The organism is Stieleria mannarensis, from assembly GCF_014154935.1.
GTDB classification, from domain to species: Bacteria; Planctomycetota; Planctomycetia; order Pirellulales; family Pirellulaceae; genus Stieleria; species Stieleria mannarensis.
In genome coordinates this window covers 1-19,508 of record NZ_JACEHH010000059.1, presented here as the reverse complement: position 1 = coordinate 19,508, position 19,508 = coordinate 1, and the positions used below count along the sequence as shown (strand labels likewise).

Annotated in this window: 6 protein-coding genes; 3 read left to right on the top strand and 3 right to left on the bottom strand. The window is 57.4% G+C overall.

All coding sequences use genetic code 11. The annotated features are described in order from the left end of the window. Window positions 1–9: 9 nt before the first annotated feature. The 3 genes from H1B37_RS27965 to H1B37_RS27955 all read right to left on the bottom strand — a co-directional run bounded on the left by H1B37_RS27965 (window position 10) and on the right by H1B37_RS27955 (window position 8,915). Window positions 10–4,992, bottom strand: coding sequence for a tetratricopeptide repeat protein (locus H1B37_RS27965; RefSeq protein ID WP_182870582.1), 4,983 nt, complete (start codon window positions 4,990–4,992; stop codon window positions 10–12). A 397-nt stretch (window positions 4,993–5,389) separates the two neighbouring features. Continuing rightward, the gene (locus H1B37_RS27960; protein ID WP_182870581.1) at window positions 5,390–7,735 is read right to left on the bottom strand and encodes a polysaccharide biosynthesis tyrosine autokinase; all 2,346 of its coding nucleotides are present in this window, start codon (window positions 7,733–7,735) and stop codon (window positions 5,390–5,392) included. Window positions 7,736–7,973: 238 nt separating this feature from the next. Beyond that, window positions 7,974–8,915: an exosortase/archaeosortase family protein gene (locus tag H1B37_RS27955; RefSeq protein ID WP_182870580.1), complete on the bottom strand. Its 942-nt coding sequence runs from the start codon at window positions 8,913–8,915 to the stop codon at window positions 7,974–7,976. An 884-nt stretch (window positions 8,916–9,799) separates the two neighbouring features. Between H1B37_RS27955 and H1B37_RS27950 the strand changes: the two genes are divergently transcribed. The 3 genes from H1B37_RS27950 (at window position 9,800) to H1B37_RS27940 (ending at window position 19,215) form a co-directional block, all read left to right on the top strand. Next, window positions 9,800–10,900, top strand: a complete 1,101-nt coding sequence (locus tag H1B37_RS27950) for a hypothetical protein (RefSeq protein ID WP_182870579.1) — start codon at window positions 9,800–9,802, stop codon at window positions 10,898–10,900. 633 nt (window positions 10,901–11,533) lie between these two features. Then, complete coding sequence (locus H1B37_RS27945; protein ID WP_182870578.1) at window positions 11,534–12,307, top strand: PEP-CTERM sorting domain-containing protein; 774 nt, start codon at window positions 11,534–11,536, stop codon at window positions 12,305–12,307. 899 nt (window positions 12,308–13,206) lie between these two features. Further along, window positions 13,207–19,215, top strand: coding sequence for an SdrD B-like domain-containing protein (locus tag H1B37_RS27940; protein ID WP_182870577.1), 6,009 nt, complete (start codon window positions 13,207–13,209; stop codon window positions 19,213–19,215). The last annotated feature ends 293 nt before the right edge of the window (window positions 19,216–19,508 follow it).

Genomic DNA, 19,508 nt, shown 5'->3' with positions numbered 1-19,508 from the left:
TGGGAGTTGCTAGATTTGGCTAGTGGCGAAGGACTCGAAGTCGGATTTCATCTGCTCGAGTTGTTGCTGTTCCTCTTTGGTCAGGCCTGACGGATCAAGTGTCGAAAGGTCAAGCGAATCCCAGAGTGTGGCAGCATTCTGTTGCTGTTTCAGTGCCAGCAATGTGAGAATCTTGTGAAAAAGAAAACGGGGTTCGTTTTTCGAGGCCAGGGCTTCGTCAAAGACCGCGAGTGCTTCTTTGGCGCGGCCCGCTTTCAGCAGCACGGTGCCTTTGGTGTCCAGTAACTCTGGGTTGCGTTTGGTAAGCTTCAACGCTCGATCAATGGGCACCAGCCCTTCCGCCGCGAGCCCGGGGACCTGGGTGTAGGCCATTGCCAAGTTATTTAAGGCGCGAACACGAAAGGCGTCGTAGGAGAGCACTTTTTTATACAGCTTGATCGCCTCTTGCGGCGTGTCTCGCTGCATCGCCAGCGTCGCGACCCCTTCCAGCAGCCCGGCGTTGCGGCTGTGCTTTGCGACTGCGTCATCCAGAATTTCGGAGTATTTGGAAATATCTTGCTGAGGATCAAGTGCGAGCAACGCTTCGATCAACAGCGTTGCTGAAACAGCATCGCCGACCTTGCGGTAGTGGGCTGCAGCAACCTCTGCGGCCTTGGGGTATTGAGTCGCTTTAGACAACGCAATGATGTAACTGGTCAATGCATCATCGTTGGCCTGGTACGCTTTCTCGTACCACTGCAGGCTCTCTTCGATGAATCCGAGATTCAAGAGGACGCGTCCTGCCGCGGATTCTACTCCACCGATTCGGTGGCGATCTTGATCCGGTTTTGCATTCCGCACCCAACCGTTGACCAAGCCGGCGACTCCTTCTTCGGACCCTGCACGCTGGTTGTAGATAAGGCTCAATTCAAGCGATTGCAGCATTCCATTGGGCATAATACGCAAGCGGTCCGCGAGCGATTTGACGGTCTTTAGATCGCTCTCGTCCCCGTACCTCAGCAGAAAAGCGGCGTGTCGATACAGGTCTACCGGACCGGCCGATCGGGCACTGACCAGAGCCTGGCTGGCGTTGCGTGCTTCGTCCAGATAACGTCGACGCCGCTCGGGATCCTCCGGCGTGTCGTCGGCATCAATCCGATCGATCAGTTTGATCAATGTCGAGATCTGCAAAACCTGTGCTTCGTGGCTGACCGAGTTCTGCTCGCGAGCCAGTTCCCGTGCCAAGCTGAGGGCCTGGAGCAATTGCTGTCCATTGCCGCGGGCACTCAACAACGCCGCGTGAGCGAATTTACCTTCCGCAGTCGTGCTCGTTCCCCCGCGCAACAATTGCTGGACCTCATCCCAATCGGCCTCGTCGCCCCCGTGCACGACGATGGCTTTGGCAAGTTCCATCTTCATCCGTTCGTTATCGGGTTGCATTTTGACCGCGTCACGAAGCGATTGCACGACGTCCGCTGAGCTTCCTTGGGCTTGATGCAGTTTGGCCAACTGAACCTGTGCCGCCAGCGATGGCAGTAACTGGTTGGATTGACGGAGTTTTTCGATGGCTGCGTCGATGTCCCCGTTGGAGACGGAAACACGTGCATCGAGCACCAGTCGCTGGTTCTCCGGCAAGTCCGAAGCGTTGATTTGTTCCAATGCCGTATCGACGGATTGGGGAGTTCCGTGTCGCAGTTCCAGGTCGAGTGCCGCGGCCGCCAACGCGAACTGGTTTTCCTTGCCCAGTGCTTTCGCCTTTTCGATCGCTTCGCGGGCATCCTGGACCAGTTGGTCTCGTTGCTCGTTCGTCAACCGCGTTTTTCCCTTCCCCGTCGCCGCTCGTTCACGATCCAATTGGACGGCCGTCGATGCGACACGTGAAAACACGACCAGCGGAGTGGTGTCGGTCGGGTTGGCTTCCATACTTTGTCGCGCCGCGTCGACCGCGGCGAGCAGTTCGCCGCGATTGAACGCCGATCGGATGTCCTGCTTGGCGTAGGGATCGACGACGAAGTCAACGGACATGGCCATCCGTTTCATCTCTTCATCGGCTTCGCTGTCGCGACCGAGCGCAATCAATTGCTCAAGCAGCAATTGACGTGTTCGCAGCGACCGATCACCGGCGGCGATGCCGGATCGGAGTTGTTCCACCGCGTCTTCGTGCTGCCCCAGGACGGCCGAAAAATAGCCCCGCATCGAGATGGCGTGTCCCCAGCGGGGACGTTGTCGGAGAATGGTATCCAGCAATCCACGCGTGCGAATCATCTCCTTGTCGGTTCGGCTGATCTTACCGGCACGCGTCCTAAGCGCATCAAGGTGATTCTCCACCTCGATCATTCGCCAAAACGTACCGACCGAACGTTTCAAGTTGACATCGCTGTCATCGTCCACGGGTGGTTCTTCCAACCGTTTCAACTGTGCGAACCACTGCTCGGCTTCTTCGTCCAATTCCTCGGTCGCTGATTTGTCTTCGGTTGCTGCGGCCAGTTGTTTTGATTGGCGATACAGTTGGTACAGGTCACTTGGTAGACGGCGATCCTCCGGAATTCGCTTCGTGGTTTGGTAGGCCAATTCCAAGTCGCGAGATGCCAAGGCGTAGTTGGCCGCAAGCCGAGCCAGTTGGTCGCTTTGGTCCGGACTGGAGTCGATCTGTTGGATCAGTCGCTTGGCCGCTGCCAACGATTTGCCGTTGGCGGCATCGATTCGGGCTTTCACCACGGCCAAAGGCGTGGAGTTTTTGCCGAGGATCTTTTCCAGCTGCCCAATCCGTTCGACCGCCTTTTCATTCATGCCGACCGCAGAAAGCCGCTCGGCTGCGTAAGCCTGAATCTTGGCGTTGTCCTGTTTCTCGGACGCCAACTCGTCGGCAAGCATCGCCATCTGTTTGGATTGAAGGTGCTGTTCGGCCAGCATCCCTTGCGGCGGAATCGACATTATTAAGATTCGCAGCGACAGTTCGAGTTCTTCGAACTGATCCGCCGGCGTCGCAGCCGTGCGTTGGTCCGTTGCGATCCGGTTGACTTCGCTCTCCAACTGATCCACGGTGGTTCTTAAGCTGCTGAAGTCACGAAGTGCGGGAGGCATTCGGAGTTGGTAGTTGAACTCAGCTTGTGCGGCTTGGACGCGAACATTCAGTGACGCCGCTTGGCCTGCCGCTCGCCAGTGCTCGGCTGCACGTCCACGGTTTCCGGCTCGCGTCCAGGCTTCGGCCGCCAAGACGTGACGGGCGGTGTCATTTGGGAATAAATCGCAGGCGGTGCTGAGAGCATCGGCGGCCAGATCCCAGACGCCCTGCTTTGCATACAGCGATGCGAGATTGGTTGCCAATTGAGCTTTTTCTTGAGGGCGAACGTCTGCGGTGCTTGAGAGTGCCGTGTTTAACCCCGCGATCGCTTGTGACATCTGGTCGGTGCCACCGTCACGAGCGATCTGAAGTTGTGCACGAGCTACGTTATAACGCCAGCGTGCCATCTCGATGATTTGGGCGATTTCATTGCGTTGGGCATCAGTCATCTCCATCGTCGTGGAAAGCAACAACCGACCCGATTCCGCCTGAATCGCCTTACCGAAGCCCTCAACGGCTTCCTCGGCTGACTTCAACGCCTGCTCTCGGTTCGACGTTGCGGCCTGGGCATCACCGCCTTCCAGCGACTCTTCCGCGGCGATGGTCGACGCGAGCCGCGTCGCGATAGCTCCGTTGAGTTCCAGGTTATCCAGGCTGACGGCTTGAAGTCCTCGCTTCCAAATTTCGATAGCGTGTTCTGGATCTCCCTGCAGTTCAGCATGAACACCGGCATAAAAGAACGTGTTTTCACGCATCTTGGCCGTTACATCCGGCGCCGAGACGTCCATCAACAGCTCGTACCAGCTGTCGGCCAATGCAGCAAATCTGGACGTCTCCTCTGCCGAAAGTTCTGGCGCCGATGGGTCCGCGGCGGCCGTTGTGGTGCCCTGGCCTGATGCTTTAGCGGCTACCAACCGACTGGCTTCCAACAGGCACTGGTAATCCCAGTACGCGGCGGGCATTCGTCGAATCAGGACCAGTTTTTCACTCGCCGGTTGGTCGACGTTGTCCAGAGCTTCGTAATAGCTCCCGTCTTCGGCGAACTGCGATAACCGCGCCGCGACGTCGGAAGCCGCATCGAGCAACCTCTGCTCGGCTTGCGCCGCATTTTCGCCGGCGATTCCGTAAAAGTACTCGACCAGTCGCGCCCGACCGGATGTTACGTCGCCAAGATACTCAAGCGACTGGCGGACCAGGTCCTTGTGATCACCGAGTTGGCTGCGCCACCGTTGTTGGTCTTCCGAATCCTGGTCGTCCTGTTGATCCTGGCCCTTGGATGATGCTTCGACGGCCAATCGTTCATCGGCTGATTTTGTGGCTGCCAAGAACGCGGCGATGACATCCAGGTCGGTCGGTGCAAGTAGGACGGCTCGCTGAAGGACCAAGGTCGGCGTCTGACGCGAGAGCCATTCCCAATAGCTGTTGGCCGGTCCCGAACTGGGGTTATTGCTGTCGTACAGTTCTGCCTGAACCTGTCCATACAGAGACAGCGCCATCGCCTTGTTCGCAAAAACATCGTCGATCGCGGCGTCCAGCTCCTTAAGCTGCGTTTCTGCCTCACGCAGCCAGTAGCCGCCGGACTGCAGCAAACGTCCGATCAAACGCCGTCGCAACTGTTCTTGATCGGCGGAACGTTCCTCGGGGAGCCGCGCCACGGCATCGGACAGTCGGCGCCGCGCGGTGGTCAATCGCCGAGACAATTCGTCCGGTTCCGCTTGGTCAGCGGCGCGGTCGGCGGCCAATGCCGATTGGATCAAGGCGTCGGCGTCGTCTGGCACCATCATCAAGTAACGCGACCACCATCGCGATTCCTCATTGGCGTCATCGACCGCGGCGGCTTCTTCGGCACGCAACCGGAACGTTGCTGCTGCCGCACTGGAATTGTAGAAGTACGAGACCGTGCCGAGTCCCAGAACCACCACGACGGCAGCGACGGAGACGGCTAGCAAACGGACATCGATTCGCCACTCTTCCCGACGCTCTTTCAGTTTCTGTTTATGAAACTCTGAGATCGCAGGATCCTCTGTTGCGGCTGCGCCAGCTGTTGCTGTCTCGATCGCCGATTCGGATTCTGTCACCGCGGCCGTTTTTTTTGAACTTTCACCACCAGCCGATTCCGACGCACGCTGACCCTTTAAAACGTCGCTGGTTGTCGATTCGCCCACTTCGGCGCCCTGTGAATCTGGCGCGTCCGAGTCAGTTGATTCATCGTCGCGTCGATCGTCAGCGTCGCGAAGATCGGCGGAGCGTGTGCGTGATTGCATGTCGAAGCAGAAAGGGAGAAGTGGGGCAATCTTTGAACAGTTACACTTGCAAAAATGACACAAAAAAGTGGGAATTCACCCTCTAATTAGGCGCACCTGGCAAACTGGAGAAATTGCTGTAGTTGTAGTCACCGTAGCGGTAGGCGTATTGCCGTGGCGTGACGCCACTGAAGATCGTACCGGCCACATTTGCCCCTGCGGATTCCAGGCGGTGTGTCGTTCGGATCACACTGTCCATCCGCGTTACATCTCGCATCGCACACACCAATGTCGTGTCGACCGATGCAGCGACTGCGAGCGTTTCGCCCGCCGAAAGCACCGGTGCAGTGTCGAAGATCACGTACTCGTAGCGTTCCAATGCGTCATGTACGAGCGTCTTCATCGATTCCGGTGACATCAGTCGGTGCGGGCTCGCTTTCAAGCGTCCGGCGGGCAAGATATGGATCAGGTCGCCGAGTTCGGTTTGAATGGCTTCGTCCAGCGTCGACTGCTGGGTCAAGACACCGCTCAATCCCGGCTCCAGGCTCAACCCGAAGTGATCATGTTGGTCAGGGCAACGCATGTCCGCATCGATCAACAGAACGGTCTTGCCGCTGGATTTGGCCAACGAAATCGCCAACTGGGATGCCGCCGTGCTTTTTCCTTCGCCCGACATCGAACTGACAATCGCGATCGAGCGTGAATTCTTCGTCTCCTTGGACAGAAAGATGTTCGCACGCATTGTGTCAACACTTTCCTGGAACACCCGACGTCCCTTGGATCCGCGTCCAGCGGTGGTACTGGGCGAGCGGGCCAATTCGCCGATGACCGGCGCGATGCCCCGTGATGTGTCAAGCGTTGTGCTGTCGGTCACCCGATTGGTTCGCATCTCCCACAGCAATCCCAGCAGCAGCGGAATGACAAAGGCGACTCCCGACGCACCGAGCAGTTTTTTGTACGGAATGTCTTCGACGGGGTCTTTGGGCGGTGTTGCGACCGAGACCGTCCGCACGGCATTGGCCTGGCGGCGTTCGGTCCGAATCGCGGCCTTGCGATCCTCCAGTTTGACCAACAACTCCGTTGCACGACGAAGATCGTCCTGTGCAAATTGCAGCTTTGCGGAGTCGTCCAGTAAGGTGGTGAACTTGGCCGATTCCTTGTCCAATTGCGACTGGATAATGTCGATCTTGTCCTTCTTTTCGGCGATCATCCGCAGCAGCGCCCGCGCGGTTTCGGTTCTCTGCTGGGCCTCTTCCAACGCACGGTTCTGGCGTTCGATCCGCTGGGTTTCTTCGTGTGCCGCACGCAGGCTGGCGATTTTTTCTTCGCGTTGTTTCAGTTGGTGTTGGTAATCGGCTTCGGCGATCGCCTCCAATTCCGTCACCGCCTTGGTTTCGGCTGCCGATTTTGCCTCGGCCAGCGTTTCTTTCCACTCGTCACGCTTCTTTTTCGCATCGGCGTATTCGGATTGGTACAGCCGCCACGTTCCCAGGTCTTCCATTTTGACGACCTGGGACTCAAAGCGCTGCACTTGCTGTTGGGCGTTGATGACCTCCGCGTCGGCGCTGACAAACCCGGCGATGTCGGCAGGCCCGATGATCTTGCGGGTCACCTCGATCGCGGGCGGGACAAACGCAGCGATCGGAGCCGGCGTGGGCTTTTGTGTGGCCGCCTTCTCTTTTTCCATCTCCTCCAGCTTTAGCTTGCCTTCCAGCTCGAAGATGTCGACGCGGAGGTCGTTGATCTGACTTTCATAGGAGTTCAACAGGGCGATCCGGCTTTCATTGCGGGTGAAACCGAGCGGGCTGCTGGGATCATAGCCCTTCATGGTCTTGGTCAGCTCGCGAACCCTGGCCTTGTTCTCTTCGACTTTGTTCTTCCAAAAATCGATTTCAGGATCCAGCAACTCCTCCAGAATGGCGACACGCTTCTGGTCCAAGACCGAACGCTGGTTCATGTATGCGTCAACGACCGCGTTACAGATTTTCGCGGCATACTCCCGATCGGAGTCTTGGTAAGAGACCATCATTCGTGCCGACGACCCAGCAGCGGCGATGGAAAGATTGTTGCGTAGGTTGCGTTCCGCCGAGTCGGGATCGCGGAGGCTGGGAGCCGCCCTCAACGCGGGATCACTGAGGACTGGGCGGAGGACGATTTCGTTGTAGAAGATCGTCTTTTCGGTTCGCGCCAAATCATCGACCGTCTTCAGCACGTTGCGGTACAGGATGTAGTCCTCGTTGGCTTCGATCAAGTGCTGGGCTTGGTATCGAGGCTCGAACGTTGCCAGGACGGCGAAGGCGGCCAGGCACGCCAGGACCAAGCCCACCGGAACAGCCCAGTACCAGCATCGACGCAAGGTGACCCACAACAACCAGGGGTCAAACGATTTGGATTCGCCCGCGTGATGCTGACGAATGACCGGGTCAGAAACAATGACGGATTGGTTCATTGAGGTGATCTAAGTAGCGGTGCGAAAGCGTTTCGAAGGCAACGACAAGAAAGGCCAAGCTAGCTCGAAAACTAACGATTCCTAGAAAGTCTCCGAGCAGGATTTTGCGAACCGATCATCGATCCTGGAACATTGGTGACAATCCCTATAATGGATTAATACAATCCCGAAAGGGGAACGGTCCTGCCGTCAGGAAAGTCTCAGAAATCCACCAAAACTGCGGGAACCGTTAATCTACCTAGCTTTGGTGGGGGATTCCACTGGCTCCATCCGAAGATTGGGCATAATTAAACCCTGACTCCCGCAGGATCTCCTTGGCCGTCAGCTTTTTCACCGGTGCGTACAACCGCTGCCAGTAAACGCTCACCAGCCACATGATCGCAAAGGAGGCGAAGATCATCAGAATCCCAGAAAGGTCGTGGATCAAGCGACGCGCCGACTCGCTTTCGAACATCAGGTAGCCGAAACCGATCAGTACGATTCGGGCCGAGTTGACAAAAATCGCCGCCGGAATCGCCGCGACCAAAATCACGATTTTGTCGGACCAGCCACGCACGTTGGCCGCTGCCCAGAAAACCGCAAACGCGCCCATGCCGACGAAGATTCGCAGCCCGGAGCACGCCTGCTCGATCGAAAGGCGTTCATTTCCGATCCAAACGACATGCCCCTCCGCGACAGCGGGTTGACCCAAGACTCTCAGAAAAATCGTGCTCAGGTCCGTCGCAACGCCCTGGAGCTGCCAACTGAGCATCGTTTCCGCCCGGTAAGGCATTGGGACGGCGAAAAATAGGAATCCGATCGCAGGCAAGGCCCACCACATCGCGCGGATTCCCAGAAGACACCAGACCGCACCGGCAACCAATGGCAAGATCGACCACGCGTCCAGGAAATCGGTGTAGGTGAACCGGCTGGCCAGTCGCATGACAATCGCCAGACCGATCAAGGACAGCCCACTCCATGAGGTACCTCGAGCAACGCCCGGGAACGATTCGCTGCGGTAGTAGCAGATCATCCCGGCCAGGAATGGGACTGCCCATCCGTGAGAGTAATCCGGCTGGCTGATCCATGAGCCGACCATCCATTGGACCGTAGGCCAGTAGGAATAAATGAACACGACCGCCAAGGCAGCGATCACCTGCCAGTAAACCGCAGGCCATTTCGACGGAGGGGGGAAGGGCACTAGTTCCGATTGGGTGCGAGAGCGCGCATACGGTTTTTCAGTCAGTGCCGCTTGCCCCACCGAGCCATCGGATCGTCTCGCGCCGGAACGGTTCTTGCGTTTCCCCCCGCGTGAACTGGGCTTCTGTGACTTGGACTTACTCGGGGGCGTGGGGTGGGTCCCGGCTACCCCTGGGGGGTGCTTTCGTTTCTTGGTGCGAGCCATCGTGTATCTAGCCTGGAATGATGCGAGGCGTTTTCTTCCCCGTTTTGATCGCGTTTTTGTGGGTGGAGCAAAGGTAAAGCGTCAAGTTAGCCAAGCGTCACCGCTGAATTCTGGTGAGCCCTGGCCCGACTCGACACTGCGCAGGTTTGCCCCTTGAGCATCAAAATCCTGCGGGTGGACGTGCGTCCCACCTCTCGCGTCAGCCGCAAGGATAGACGCGTCCAGGTGGCCGTCAATTGGCAAATTTTAAAAGGCGTTGCTATCGACAACCCCCAGGCCTTTCAGCCTGCCTATCTTTCCAGGGGCGCCGTTGGGGGCCGCTTGGGGGCGGAGCTTCGACAGTATCTGCACGGCTGTCGATGTGCCTTTTCGCACGTTTGCGTCCGGTGCGATCTCTATTATCCGTTGGGTGAGGGGGATCGTAGAAAAACCACAGAATTGGCTGTACCCAACCAGGGGAGTTTCGTTTTGAATGGTACAGGCGGCAGATCCATGCCGCTCGTAATCGCTTTTCTCGCCCCGCGTTGGGGAAAATGGTTTTTTCACCCGTTTGGCCGTTTACGATCGCGGGTTTTGTCTCTCAATGACTCCGGAGAAGTGTTTGACGTATGGTACCGAACACTGCCAATGAGCTGATTGCAACGACCTCCGTACCAACATTGACGAAGAGTTCCGAAAACATGAGGCTTTGGGCTGCCAAGCGATGGGGGGCGCGGATCCGCAAACACGGCGAGGAGTCGTGGATTGATCTGAAGCAGCCGTTCGCGCTCGTCGGATCCGACCCGAACTGTGATGTGCAGATCGGCGATTCCAAGCTGCCGCCAGTCGTCTATTTGGTGGTTGCGTGTGGAGATCGGATCGAGGTCTGGCCGACCTGCCCGCTGGCATTTCCGATTTGGGGGCGTGTCAGCAAAAATCATGTCCTGATGGTTGGGAAAGCGCGGATCCAGTTCTACTTCAAGGACGATCACGACGAGATCGGATTTAGCCAGGAATCTGATTTGGACGACGACAGCGCTGACGTCACCCAGGAACCCGGTGATCACCGGCGTTTCGTTGGGGGCGGGGGAATTTTCGGTGCTGAAACCGGCGATGGGGACGCCTCTTCGGACGCCCTGCCAGCCGCTTCGTTGATTCTGGATTGGGGCCGAGGTCCGCGGAGAAAGTCACTCAGCCGCAATGTCTCGATCATGGGTGAGGATCATCCCAGTTTGATCCGACTTCACAACGCCGACCTCGAGCGCTGCGACCACGGGATTGTCTGCTTCGACCAGGACGTGTGGCTGATCGAACTGCACCCGGAACGGCTTGGATCGAACGGTTCGCTGATTCGGCGGATTCGTCCAGGGGACCGATCGGTGGTGATAGGGGGCATTCACCTGTGGGTCGAGGGAGCGGAGCCGTTGGACACCGAGAGATTGGTGAAATCTGCCGGGCCGGACGGAAAAGACGCCACGACAGCGTCCCCTACGGCTCACGGTGGAGGGGGTCTGTCAGCCAACTCTGTGGGAAATCCGGGGACGGCGGAGGCGTCCGCTGCAGCGTCATCGAGCGATGCGCGTCGCATTGCGGTGGTTGAATCGACGTCCCATGACGAAGCTGAAAGCATCACCATGGAGTTGACCGCCCGCTTACTGGAGACCAATGCTCGCAAGTCATTTCGGCGTCGACTCATGAAAATCGCCGGGATTTCCGGGTTGGTCGTGCTTGCCGTCGTCGGTGTATCAGCGATTCTGATTTGGGGTATGCTGCCGATGGTTCGAGCGATTTACGGTCCGTGAGAGCGGTCGGGATTGCCCTCATCGGCTCCTTCGGACGAAGCACGCGAGCATTTGCAGCACCGCTGTTTTACTGGCCCATTGACGATGAATCTGCGGCGCGATCAAGCGGCGCCGCACATTCACTCGCTTGCGATTCGGGCTAGTACTGTCCCGTTTATTCATCAACAGCTATTTGATTCGATAGGCCGCTACGGGCCTGTCTTCGGTGAGTAATTTCGGGATGCAGGACTTGATCGAAGCAATCCAGTAGCGTCCTATTTGCCGCTGAAGACAGGGGACTGCTTATCGTAGGAGGGATCGGCGTCGTCGTCGAATCGATTACATTCTCGGTGCCTCCCGACGACTTAAGGTGAGGATATACCAGAATACTTAAGCATTTGCTGCGAATAAAAGAGTACCACGACCACTCGGTCGAGGTTAGGCTGGAGGGATTAAGCGTTTCGCACAATTTGGGATTTGGGAGATCCAATCGTCCTGTCGGTGGGGTCCGAAGTTGTCCGATAGGCACTCACTAGTGCCACACGAAGAGTGGACAAATGCTACTTGCAATGCCGCGTGATTGGTTTAGACTCGCCACCTACGGACAAGCTCGGTGTGTACACGACCAAAAGCGGGCGATCGGAAGGTTTGAAGATGGAAGACAGTAAGGTGAATCTATCAGCAGCAAGACAGTTGCAGCGAATTGCCGTCGCACTCATCGTGGTGCTGACCATCACATTGGCGACACGTCCTGCAGTGGCGGGGATTGTTCAGCGACAATTGTTGCCGGCACCTGCCCCGGACATCACGCTTGACTTCGCGGAGTATAGCTTCACTGGTTCCAGCGGGCTTTTTTCTGCCAAAGGGACTGCGATTTCCTTTCGAGAGACGGACGGCTCAACTTCGCCGATTGTTCTGGGGGCCTATAATGGTGTTAATGATTTGGTTTACGGGATGAACTGGTCATCCATGCCGGTGTTGAACAGTACCCCTGGACAATTCACTTTGCAGGCCACGATTGATGACTCGGGTAACTTGATCGGGACAGGAACGTTTCTGGTACGTGGTGCTGAAGACGCGAGCTCGCCGAACATCCCGCTTCTCGCGGGCACGATTACCGATCTCGATTCTTCGATGTACACGAGCAATGGGCGATTGTACTTCGCCGCCACAGCGGATTCAGGTCAGTACTTTGATGACGGGGTTCTTAATTCCGACGTACTGATCAAAATCGGCAGCCTGGAGACCGGACGCGACTTCTCGTTTACGGCGTCCTACCTGAACACCAACCTGGGAACGGCGGACATCGGTCGCCCAGTGCCCGAACCCGGTGCAATGGCCGTTTGGTTGGTTGGGTTGGGTGGGATCGGACTTACACGTCGCAGCGGCCGAAAACGAGCGGATCGATTGCAGGCGTCGGCGATTTAACGCTCACATACGAGACGTTTCTATAAGAGCTAATCTGCGGTCGCGGCACGGTTGCAATAGTTGATGGTGCACCCGACTTCAGCGGGCGTGATTTCTTCACTAGTAGTGGTTGACGATCTGAAAATCTGGTCGTTCGGTGGACGCGTCTTTGATGCGCTCTGCTGAGAAGGTTCGTCGCTGGGCAATGCAGTTTTGTAGGCGGTTGGTAAACCATCGCCTAGAGCGTTACGAATGCGGTGGCTTCATCAGTTTTCACGCTTCCTGCTGCAGCCGCTTAGATCGGGCGACAGACTCTGTGGCGATTTGTTTGTCCGGAGCGAACTGAAGGCATTTGAGGTGATGGGCATCGTTCGCCAAGATGGTTTAATCGACAACAGCTGTTAGCGTTCTGTCAGATTTAAGATCGACAATCGGGGTTATCGAGCGGCAGTGAGGAGACGCCGCCGCCCCTAGATCGTTTCTTTCGCGATCTCACAACAGCAACCAGTCGTGATCCCACAGTTCAGTTTGGGCGGGCGACTGCCGACCTGACGATTCTTTGCCGTCTCGAAGTCATGGCGGCCTGCCGCCAAATCACATCAAGGGCCACGTTGTGAACGGGGCTTGGGAGGAACACAGGTCTCTGCGTTTGGTCGGTACGTTGCCCAGACTTGCGGTCATGCGTTCTTATTATAAATCAGCATTCCCCTTGCGATTTGTGTTGTAGCTGAGTTTAGCAATATGGTTTTTCCTGCATTTTTCTAATTAAGGGACTTCCGCCACCGGAACAATCGACGGGGACTCCCGTTCTTTTTGCGTGTTTTTGCCGCCAATCTCGTCAATCTACAGATTGGGATTATGCTCGATCGCTATCACGATTCTTGAACGCATTGAGTCCACCCCGCTAAGTAATTGCTCCAATGATTTCAAACCCATTTGCATTCCGCTCCAAGAAACGTCACGAGTCTCCGAAACGACAACGCGGGAAGCGAACGGCGAAACGCAAGCTGTTGGTCCAATCACTGGAGGATCGGCGAGTATTGGCGCTGTTGGGAATCACTCCCGACTTTCCATCGTTTTCGGGAAGCTCTAATGGAACAACTCAATATGACGCACAGTCTGGAGTCCTTTCAGCTTCGGCGGCCCCACCGATTACGTTCCAACAATCTCCGGGATTTTTCCCTGTCTTCGTCGGTGGCAATCCAACAATCGAGCTTGCCATAGAAATTGATCCGCAAACGGGCAGTTTGGTCGGTGGGGTCCCGGGGGATGACTTTATTGTCACGGGCGAGATCGACCTTGATTTTAACGGCACCCCCGATGTCACGGGGGTGCTACTGACCGGTGAAATATCTCAGTTTGGCTTCCTGGACGCGGGTTCCGATGCTGACTTTGATTTTCGCTTTATCGTTACCGGCGGCGAGCTTACTCAGCCAGGAACGCTCAACCCGTCGGGCGATCCTCGCCCAGTGTTCTTCGATGGACTGGACATCGGGGTGCAAATCAACAGCGAGGACTCCTCGTTTTCGGGTGTTTTCACACAGGATTTCTCAGGCGGGAATAAACCGACGGTAGGCCCCATTGAACCGCTTCTGGTGAACCTCGGCGACTACGTTTGGTACGACAACGACCTGGACGGGATTCAGGATGGCGGTGAACCCGGCGTCGAGAATGTCACGGTGAATCTTTATCGCGACGGCGATGGCGATGGGATTCCGGAAACGGACGGGTCGGATGGACCGGTGATCGCGACCGACGTCACCGACGTCAACGGGTTCTACCTGTTTGAAAACCTGCAACCGGGTGATTACTTCGTCGAGTTTGTGACCTCGACGTTGCCCGCGGGGTACGTGCTGACAAGCCAGAATCAAGGAACCAACGATGAAGTCGACAGCGACGCCGATCAATCGACGGGGCTGACCGAGGTCATCAATCTGGGCTTGGTGGATGACCTGACCTGGGACGCCGGGATCTTTATTCCTCCTCCGCCTTTGAATCCGGCGATTGATATCGAGAAATTTGTCAAGGTCGTCGCGGATCAGACCACCGGCGGTGAGGGGCTGACGCCGGGGTTTTGGAAGACGCACTCGGAATTTGGACCGGCGCCGCTGAAGGGTTGGCCGGACACAGGGTTCTCTCCCCTAGACTCGTATAACTCGGTCTTTGGCGTCAGCGACGCGGCCGGTTTGACGTTGCTGGATGCCCTCGGCCGCGGCGGCGGCGGGTTCAATGCCCTCGGACGCCACGCGACCGCGGCACTGCTGAACGCCGCCAATCCCAACGTCGACTACGCGTACACCCAAGCCGAAGTGATCGCGCTGACGCAAGCCGCCTATACCTCGGGCAACCCGGCGCTGGTCGAAGAAACGAAGAACCTGTTCGCGGTTCAAAACGAACTGGGCGCTGATCTGAGCACACCCGCGGACGTCCCGAACACGGACTTGAACGACTTCGGCGTCGACGCGGACACGCCGCCCGGTCCCACGGCTCAGTTGGGCGACACGCTGGTGTTCACCTACTTCGTCACCAACCCCGGTGATGTTGAACTGAGCCCCGTGGTCGTCACCGATGACAACGCGACTCCGGGCACGACGCCGACTGCGACGGCTGACGATTTCAATCCCGATCCCGTCGAAGAAGACGACGGATTCGGCAACCTCTTCAACGTCGGCGATGATGACCAGGACGGTCGACTCGATCCGGGCGAAACGTGGCTGTACCAGGCTCAGATCACCGCGACCGCCATCGGCCAATTCACGAACATCGGCACCGTGGTGGGAACGCCGGTCGATGAGAACGGTGCCCCGATTGCCGATGATGTGACCGACAACGATCCCGCGAACTACATCGTTGGTGCTGAGGCGGAAATTGATATCGAAAAATGTGTCGAGCACGTGGTCGCCGGTAGCGGTGAAATGCACGTGATCGACTTTGATGGGTACGCCAAAGGGACCGTGATCGACAACCAGTATGCCTCTTTGGGGGTCACGATCTCCGCGGACAATGCTCGCTCTGGTGCCCCAGACGTCGCGATGATCTTTGATAGTTCCACGCCGACCGGTGGTGACCATGACCTTGGCACGCCCAACCAAGACTTCGCTGGTCCGGGTGTCGGCTATGGCGGCCGAAGTGGTGCGACCGGGGAAAACAGTGTCGCCCTGGGCAATGTCTTGATCATCTCCGAAGACGGTGACTCCAATGACCCCGACGATGAGGCTCATGGCGGGACGGTCACGTTTACCTTTGACACCGCAGTTCGCATCGATCACATCGGATTGTTGGACATCGATTCGGATGAGAGTGGCGGCACGGTCGTCACGATGATGACGAATTCGGGTCAGCAATCCTTCAACATCGCGGCACTTGGGAACAACAGTTTCCAGCGAATCCTGATCGATGTCGACGAAGTCACGTCGTTGGTCGTTACGTTCCCCAGCAGCGGTGCGATCACCGATTTGAAATTTACCAATCCGAACGAGATGGTCGAGTGCCTGGATGCCGACACCGGTCCCGGCCCGAGTTTCAACGTCGGTGATCAGGTGACGTTCAACTATGAAGTGACCAACCCCGGCGAAGTCGACTTGAAGGACGTCATCGTGACCGATGACAACGCCGGTGGAACACCCTTCAATCCGGTCTACGTTAGCGGCGATGACGGCGACGGTATTCTGCAAGTCGGCGAAACTTGGTTGTACACCGCCACAATCACCGCCACCTCGGCCGGCCAGTTCACCAACACCGCTGATGTGGTCGGAACGCCCATCGTTGAAGGACTTGACGATGTCACCGACGACGACCCGGCCAACTATGTCGTGATCGGCACTCCCGACATCGACATCGAAAAACTGACCAACGGCGTGCAAGCCGACACGCCCGGCGAAGCAGTCGAAATTGCACCGGGGGCTCCGGTCACTTGGACGTACATCGTCACCAACACCGGCGACACTCCGATCGCCGCGGCCGATGTGATTGTCACCGACGACAATGGCACGCCGGGTGACACCAGCGATGACTTCACTCCGACCTTCGTGGGCCCCGATGACGGGAACGACGGGGTTCTTTCGCCCGGCGAAGATTGGGAATACACCGCGAGTTCCACCGCTCAAACGCTGACCGGTACCGGGGCGACCAGCACGTTCTACTTCAACGGCAGCAGTTCGTTGAGTGGCACCAGCGGCAACATCCGCAGCTTCACCGCCGACGGTGTTTCGGTCAACGCCAGTGCCTTCAGCCGGGACTCCAACGGCAACTGGGACGAAGCCTTCCTGGGTATCTTCTCTGGCGGTCTGGGTGTGACCGACTCCGGCGAAGGTGACGGCGGAAGCGGCAAACACCGCGTCGACAACATCGGCCGCGACAACTATGTGTTGTTCGAATTCTCCGAAGACATCGTTGTCGACAAGGCTTATCTGGACAGCGTGGTCAGTGACAGCGACCTGTCGATTTGGATCGGCAGCATCCCGGGCGCCTACGGAAGCCATCAAACGCTTTCGGACGGTTTGCTGAGCGGACTGGCAAACGAAGACAACGACACGACCAGTTCGTATTCGCGCTGGGCTGATTTCAACGGCGATCAAATCGTCGGAAACGTCCTGGTATTGGCTGCATCGACCTCGGATACCACGCCCGAAGATGCGTTCAAGATCCGCAAGGTCAAATTCCAGCACGTGGTCGATGGGATTTACGGCAACATCGCCTCGGTGGACATCGGCGTGGCGTCGGATTCCGACCCCAGTCACTACACCAACCCGGCGCCCCAACCACCAGGGATTCCGAACATCGACATCGAAAAATCGACCAACGGCGTCGATGCCGATACACCGGCCGAAGCGGTTCAGATTGCTCCCGGTGCTCCGGTGACCTGGACCTACACGGTCACCAACACCGGCGAAACGACGTTTACGTTTGCAGAAGTCGTGGTGACCGATGACAACGGGACACCGAACAACACCAGCGATGACTTCACACCGCTCTTTGACGGATCAGACGCCGGCAACGATGGGTTGCTGTCGCCCGGTGAAGTTTGGACGTACAGCTACAGCACGACGGCGGAATCGTTGACGACGACGGGGGCGACCAGCACGTTCTACTTCAACGGCAGCAGCGGTCTGGACGGGGCCAATGGCAACATCCGCACCTTCACGACCGATGGAGTCTCCGTGAACGCGAGTGCGTTTAGCCGAGATTCGAACGGCATCTGGGCCGAAGCCTTCTTGGGGATTTTCTCCGGCGGCTTGGGAGTGACAGATTCCGGCGAAGGTGACGGCGGCGGTGGCACGCACCGCGTGGACAACGTCGGTCGCGACAATTTTGTATTGTTCGAATTTTCCGAAAACGTCGTCGTCGACCAGGCATTTTTGGACAGCGTTGTCAACGACAGCGACTTGTCGATTTGGATCGGAACGATCCCCGGTGCGTTCGGAAGCCATCAAACACTCAGCGACGCTCTGCTGAACGGACTAGCGCTGAATGAGGTCAGCAACACGACCAGTTCTTATTCGCGCTGGGCTGACTTCAACGGCAATGAGGTCTCTGGAAACGTACTGGTGCTGGCCGCATCGACGGCCGATACCACGCCGGAAGATCGGTTCAAGATTCGCAAGGTGAAATTCCAACACCTCGCCGCAGGTGTCTATGCAAACGTGGGATCGGTGGTCGCCGATACCGTTGCGGATTCCGACCCCAGCCACTACAAGAATCCCGTTGCCGCGCCATCGGGCAAGATCGGCAACTACGTCTGGAACGACTTGGACCGTGACGGTAAGCAGGACCACAACGAACCGGGAATCCCGGGCGTGACCGTTAAGTTGTTGGATTCGGCCCACAACGTTGTGGCGACGACGACGACGGACAACCACGGGGTGTATTCATTCACAGACTTGGAAAGCGGCGACTACTACGTTCAGTTCATCGCACCACAAGACTTCGTGTTCTCGCCGCAGTATCAAGGCCATGATGCCGACAGCGGCAGCAATGCCGACGCCAGCGGCAAGACGGACTTGATCCATTTGGACGATCACGAGTGCGACAACACGATCGATGCCGGGATGTATGAAGCGGCGGTCGACAAGATGTTTGAAGCGGAGGATTACGAGTGGATTGATCATCCGTGGAAGGTCTACAGCTCCAGTTACGCCTCCGGCGGCAAGTACATCAAGGCTCCCAACGGTACGGGATCACATTACAACACGCCGCCGTCGCACAAGAAGGTGATGTATCAGTTCTCGGTCGATCACACCGCCAACTATGAATTGTCCGGGTTGGTGAAGGCGTCTCGCAGTTCTGACAACTCGGTTTGGATTAAGATCGACGACCTGCCGTGGGTTCAGTGGCACATGGACACCGGCAGTTCCTTCGATTGGCAAACGGTGACGGACGGTTGGAACCAGGATGCGACCAGTTTTTACTTGGACGCCGGGCATCACACGATGCAGTTGAAGGTTCGTGAGGACGGCGTGAAGTTGGACAAGTGGATGGTCAGCAAGCTGTCGAGCAACACGATCGTGATCGATGCAACGCAGATGGACCGTAGCGGTGACTGGATGGTTGAGTGCGACGACGACGGGAATGAATTCCTGGTCGCGTCCAACGGGACGCCGCACTACAGTTCGCCGTCGGTCGGCGATGAATTGACGTATGACTTCACCGTCGATCATGCCGGCGTGTTCAGTATTCACGCGTTGGTCAGTGCCGATGACGGTGCGTCCAATTCGTTCTGGATCGCGATCGATGACGGGCCGTGGGTGAAATGGCACATGCAGGTGACCAACGGAGAAATGACCTGGCAAACCGTCACCGAGAACGGAGAAGCGGTTCAGTTTGATCTGGATGCCGGAACCCACACGTTGAAGGTCGCGGTGCGTGAAGCCGGTTCCGCACTGGACACGATCGTGATCACCGACGACGCCGGGTTTATGGAAACGGTGTAAGGTCGCGTGCCAGCACGTGGCGTGAGCCAGTGGCGGGCGCTGGACACCGAATCCCATCGGCATCAAGTTAACGCATGAAGCCGTCAAGCAATTGAATTCACCCTCCCAGTGGGAGGGTCGCGGAGGAGTAAGCGACGACGCGGGGAGGGTTTGTTGTGGCTCGGATTCAGTCAAACGCCACGAATCACCCTCCCCGCGCTGGGCTCGACCCTCCCTGCCAGGGAGGGTTAATTCTTAACTTGGCGTTTTTGGGGCGCTGGACGCGGGGTGAACCCCTCGGGCCGCTCGCTAAC

Coding starts and splice junctions, on each gene's coding strand:
- H1B37_RS27960 (WP_182870581.1), bottom strand. CDS start 7,735: ATGAACCAATCCGTCATTGTTTCTGACCCGGTCATTCGTCAGCATCAC.
- H1B37_RS27950 (WP_182870579.1), top strand. CDS start 9,800: ATGAGGCTTTGGGCTGCCAAGCGATGGGGGGCGCGGATCCGCAAACAC.
- H1B37_RS27945 (WP_182870578.1), top strand. CDS start 11,534: ATGGAAGACAGTAAGGTGAATCTATCAGCAGCAAGACAGTTGCAGCGA.
- H1B37_RS27940 (WP_182870577.1), top strand. CDS start 13,207: ATGATTTCAAACCCATTTGCATTCCGCTCCAAGAAACGTCACGAGTCT.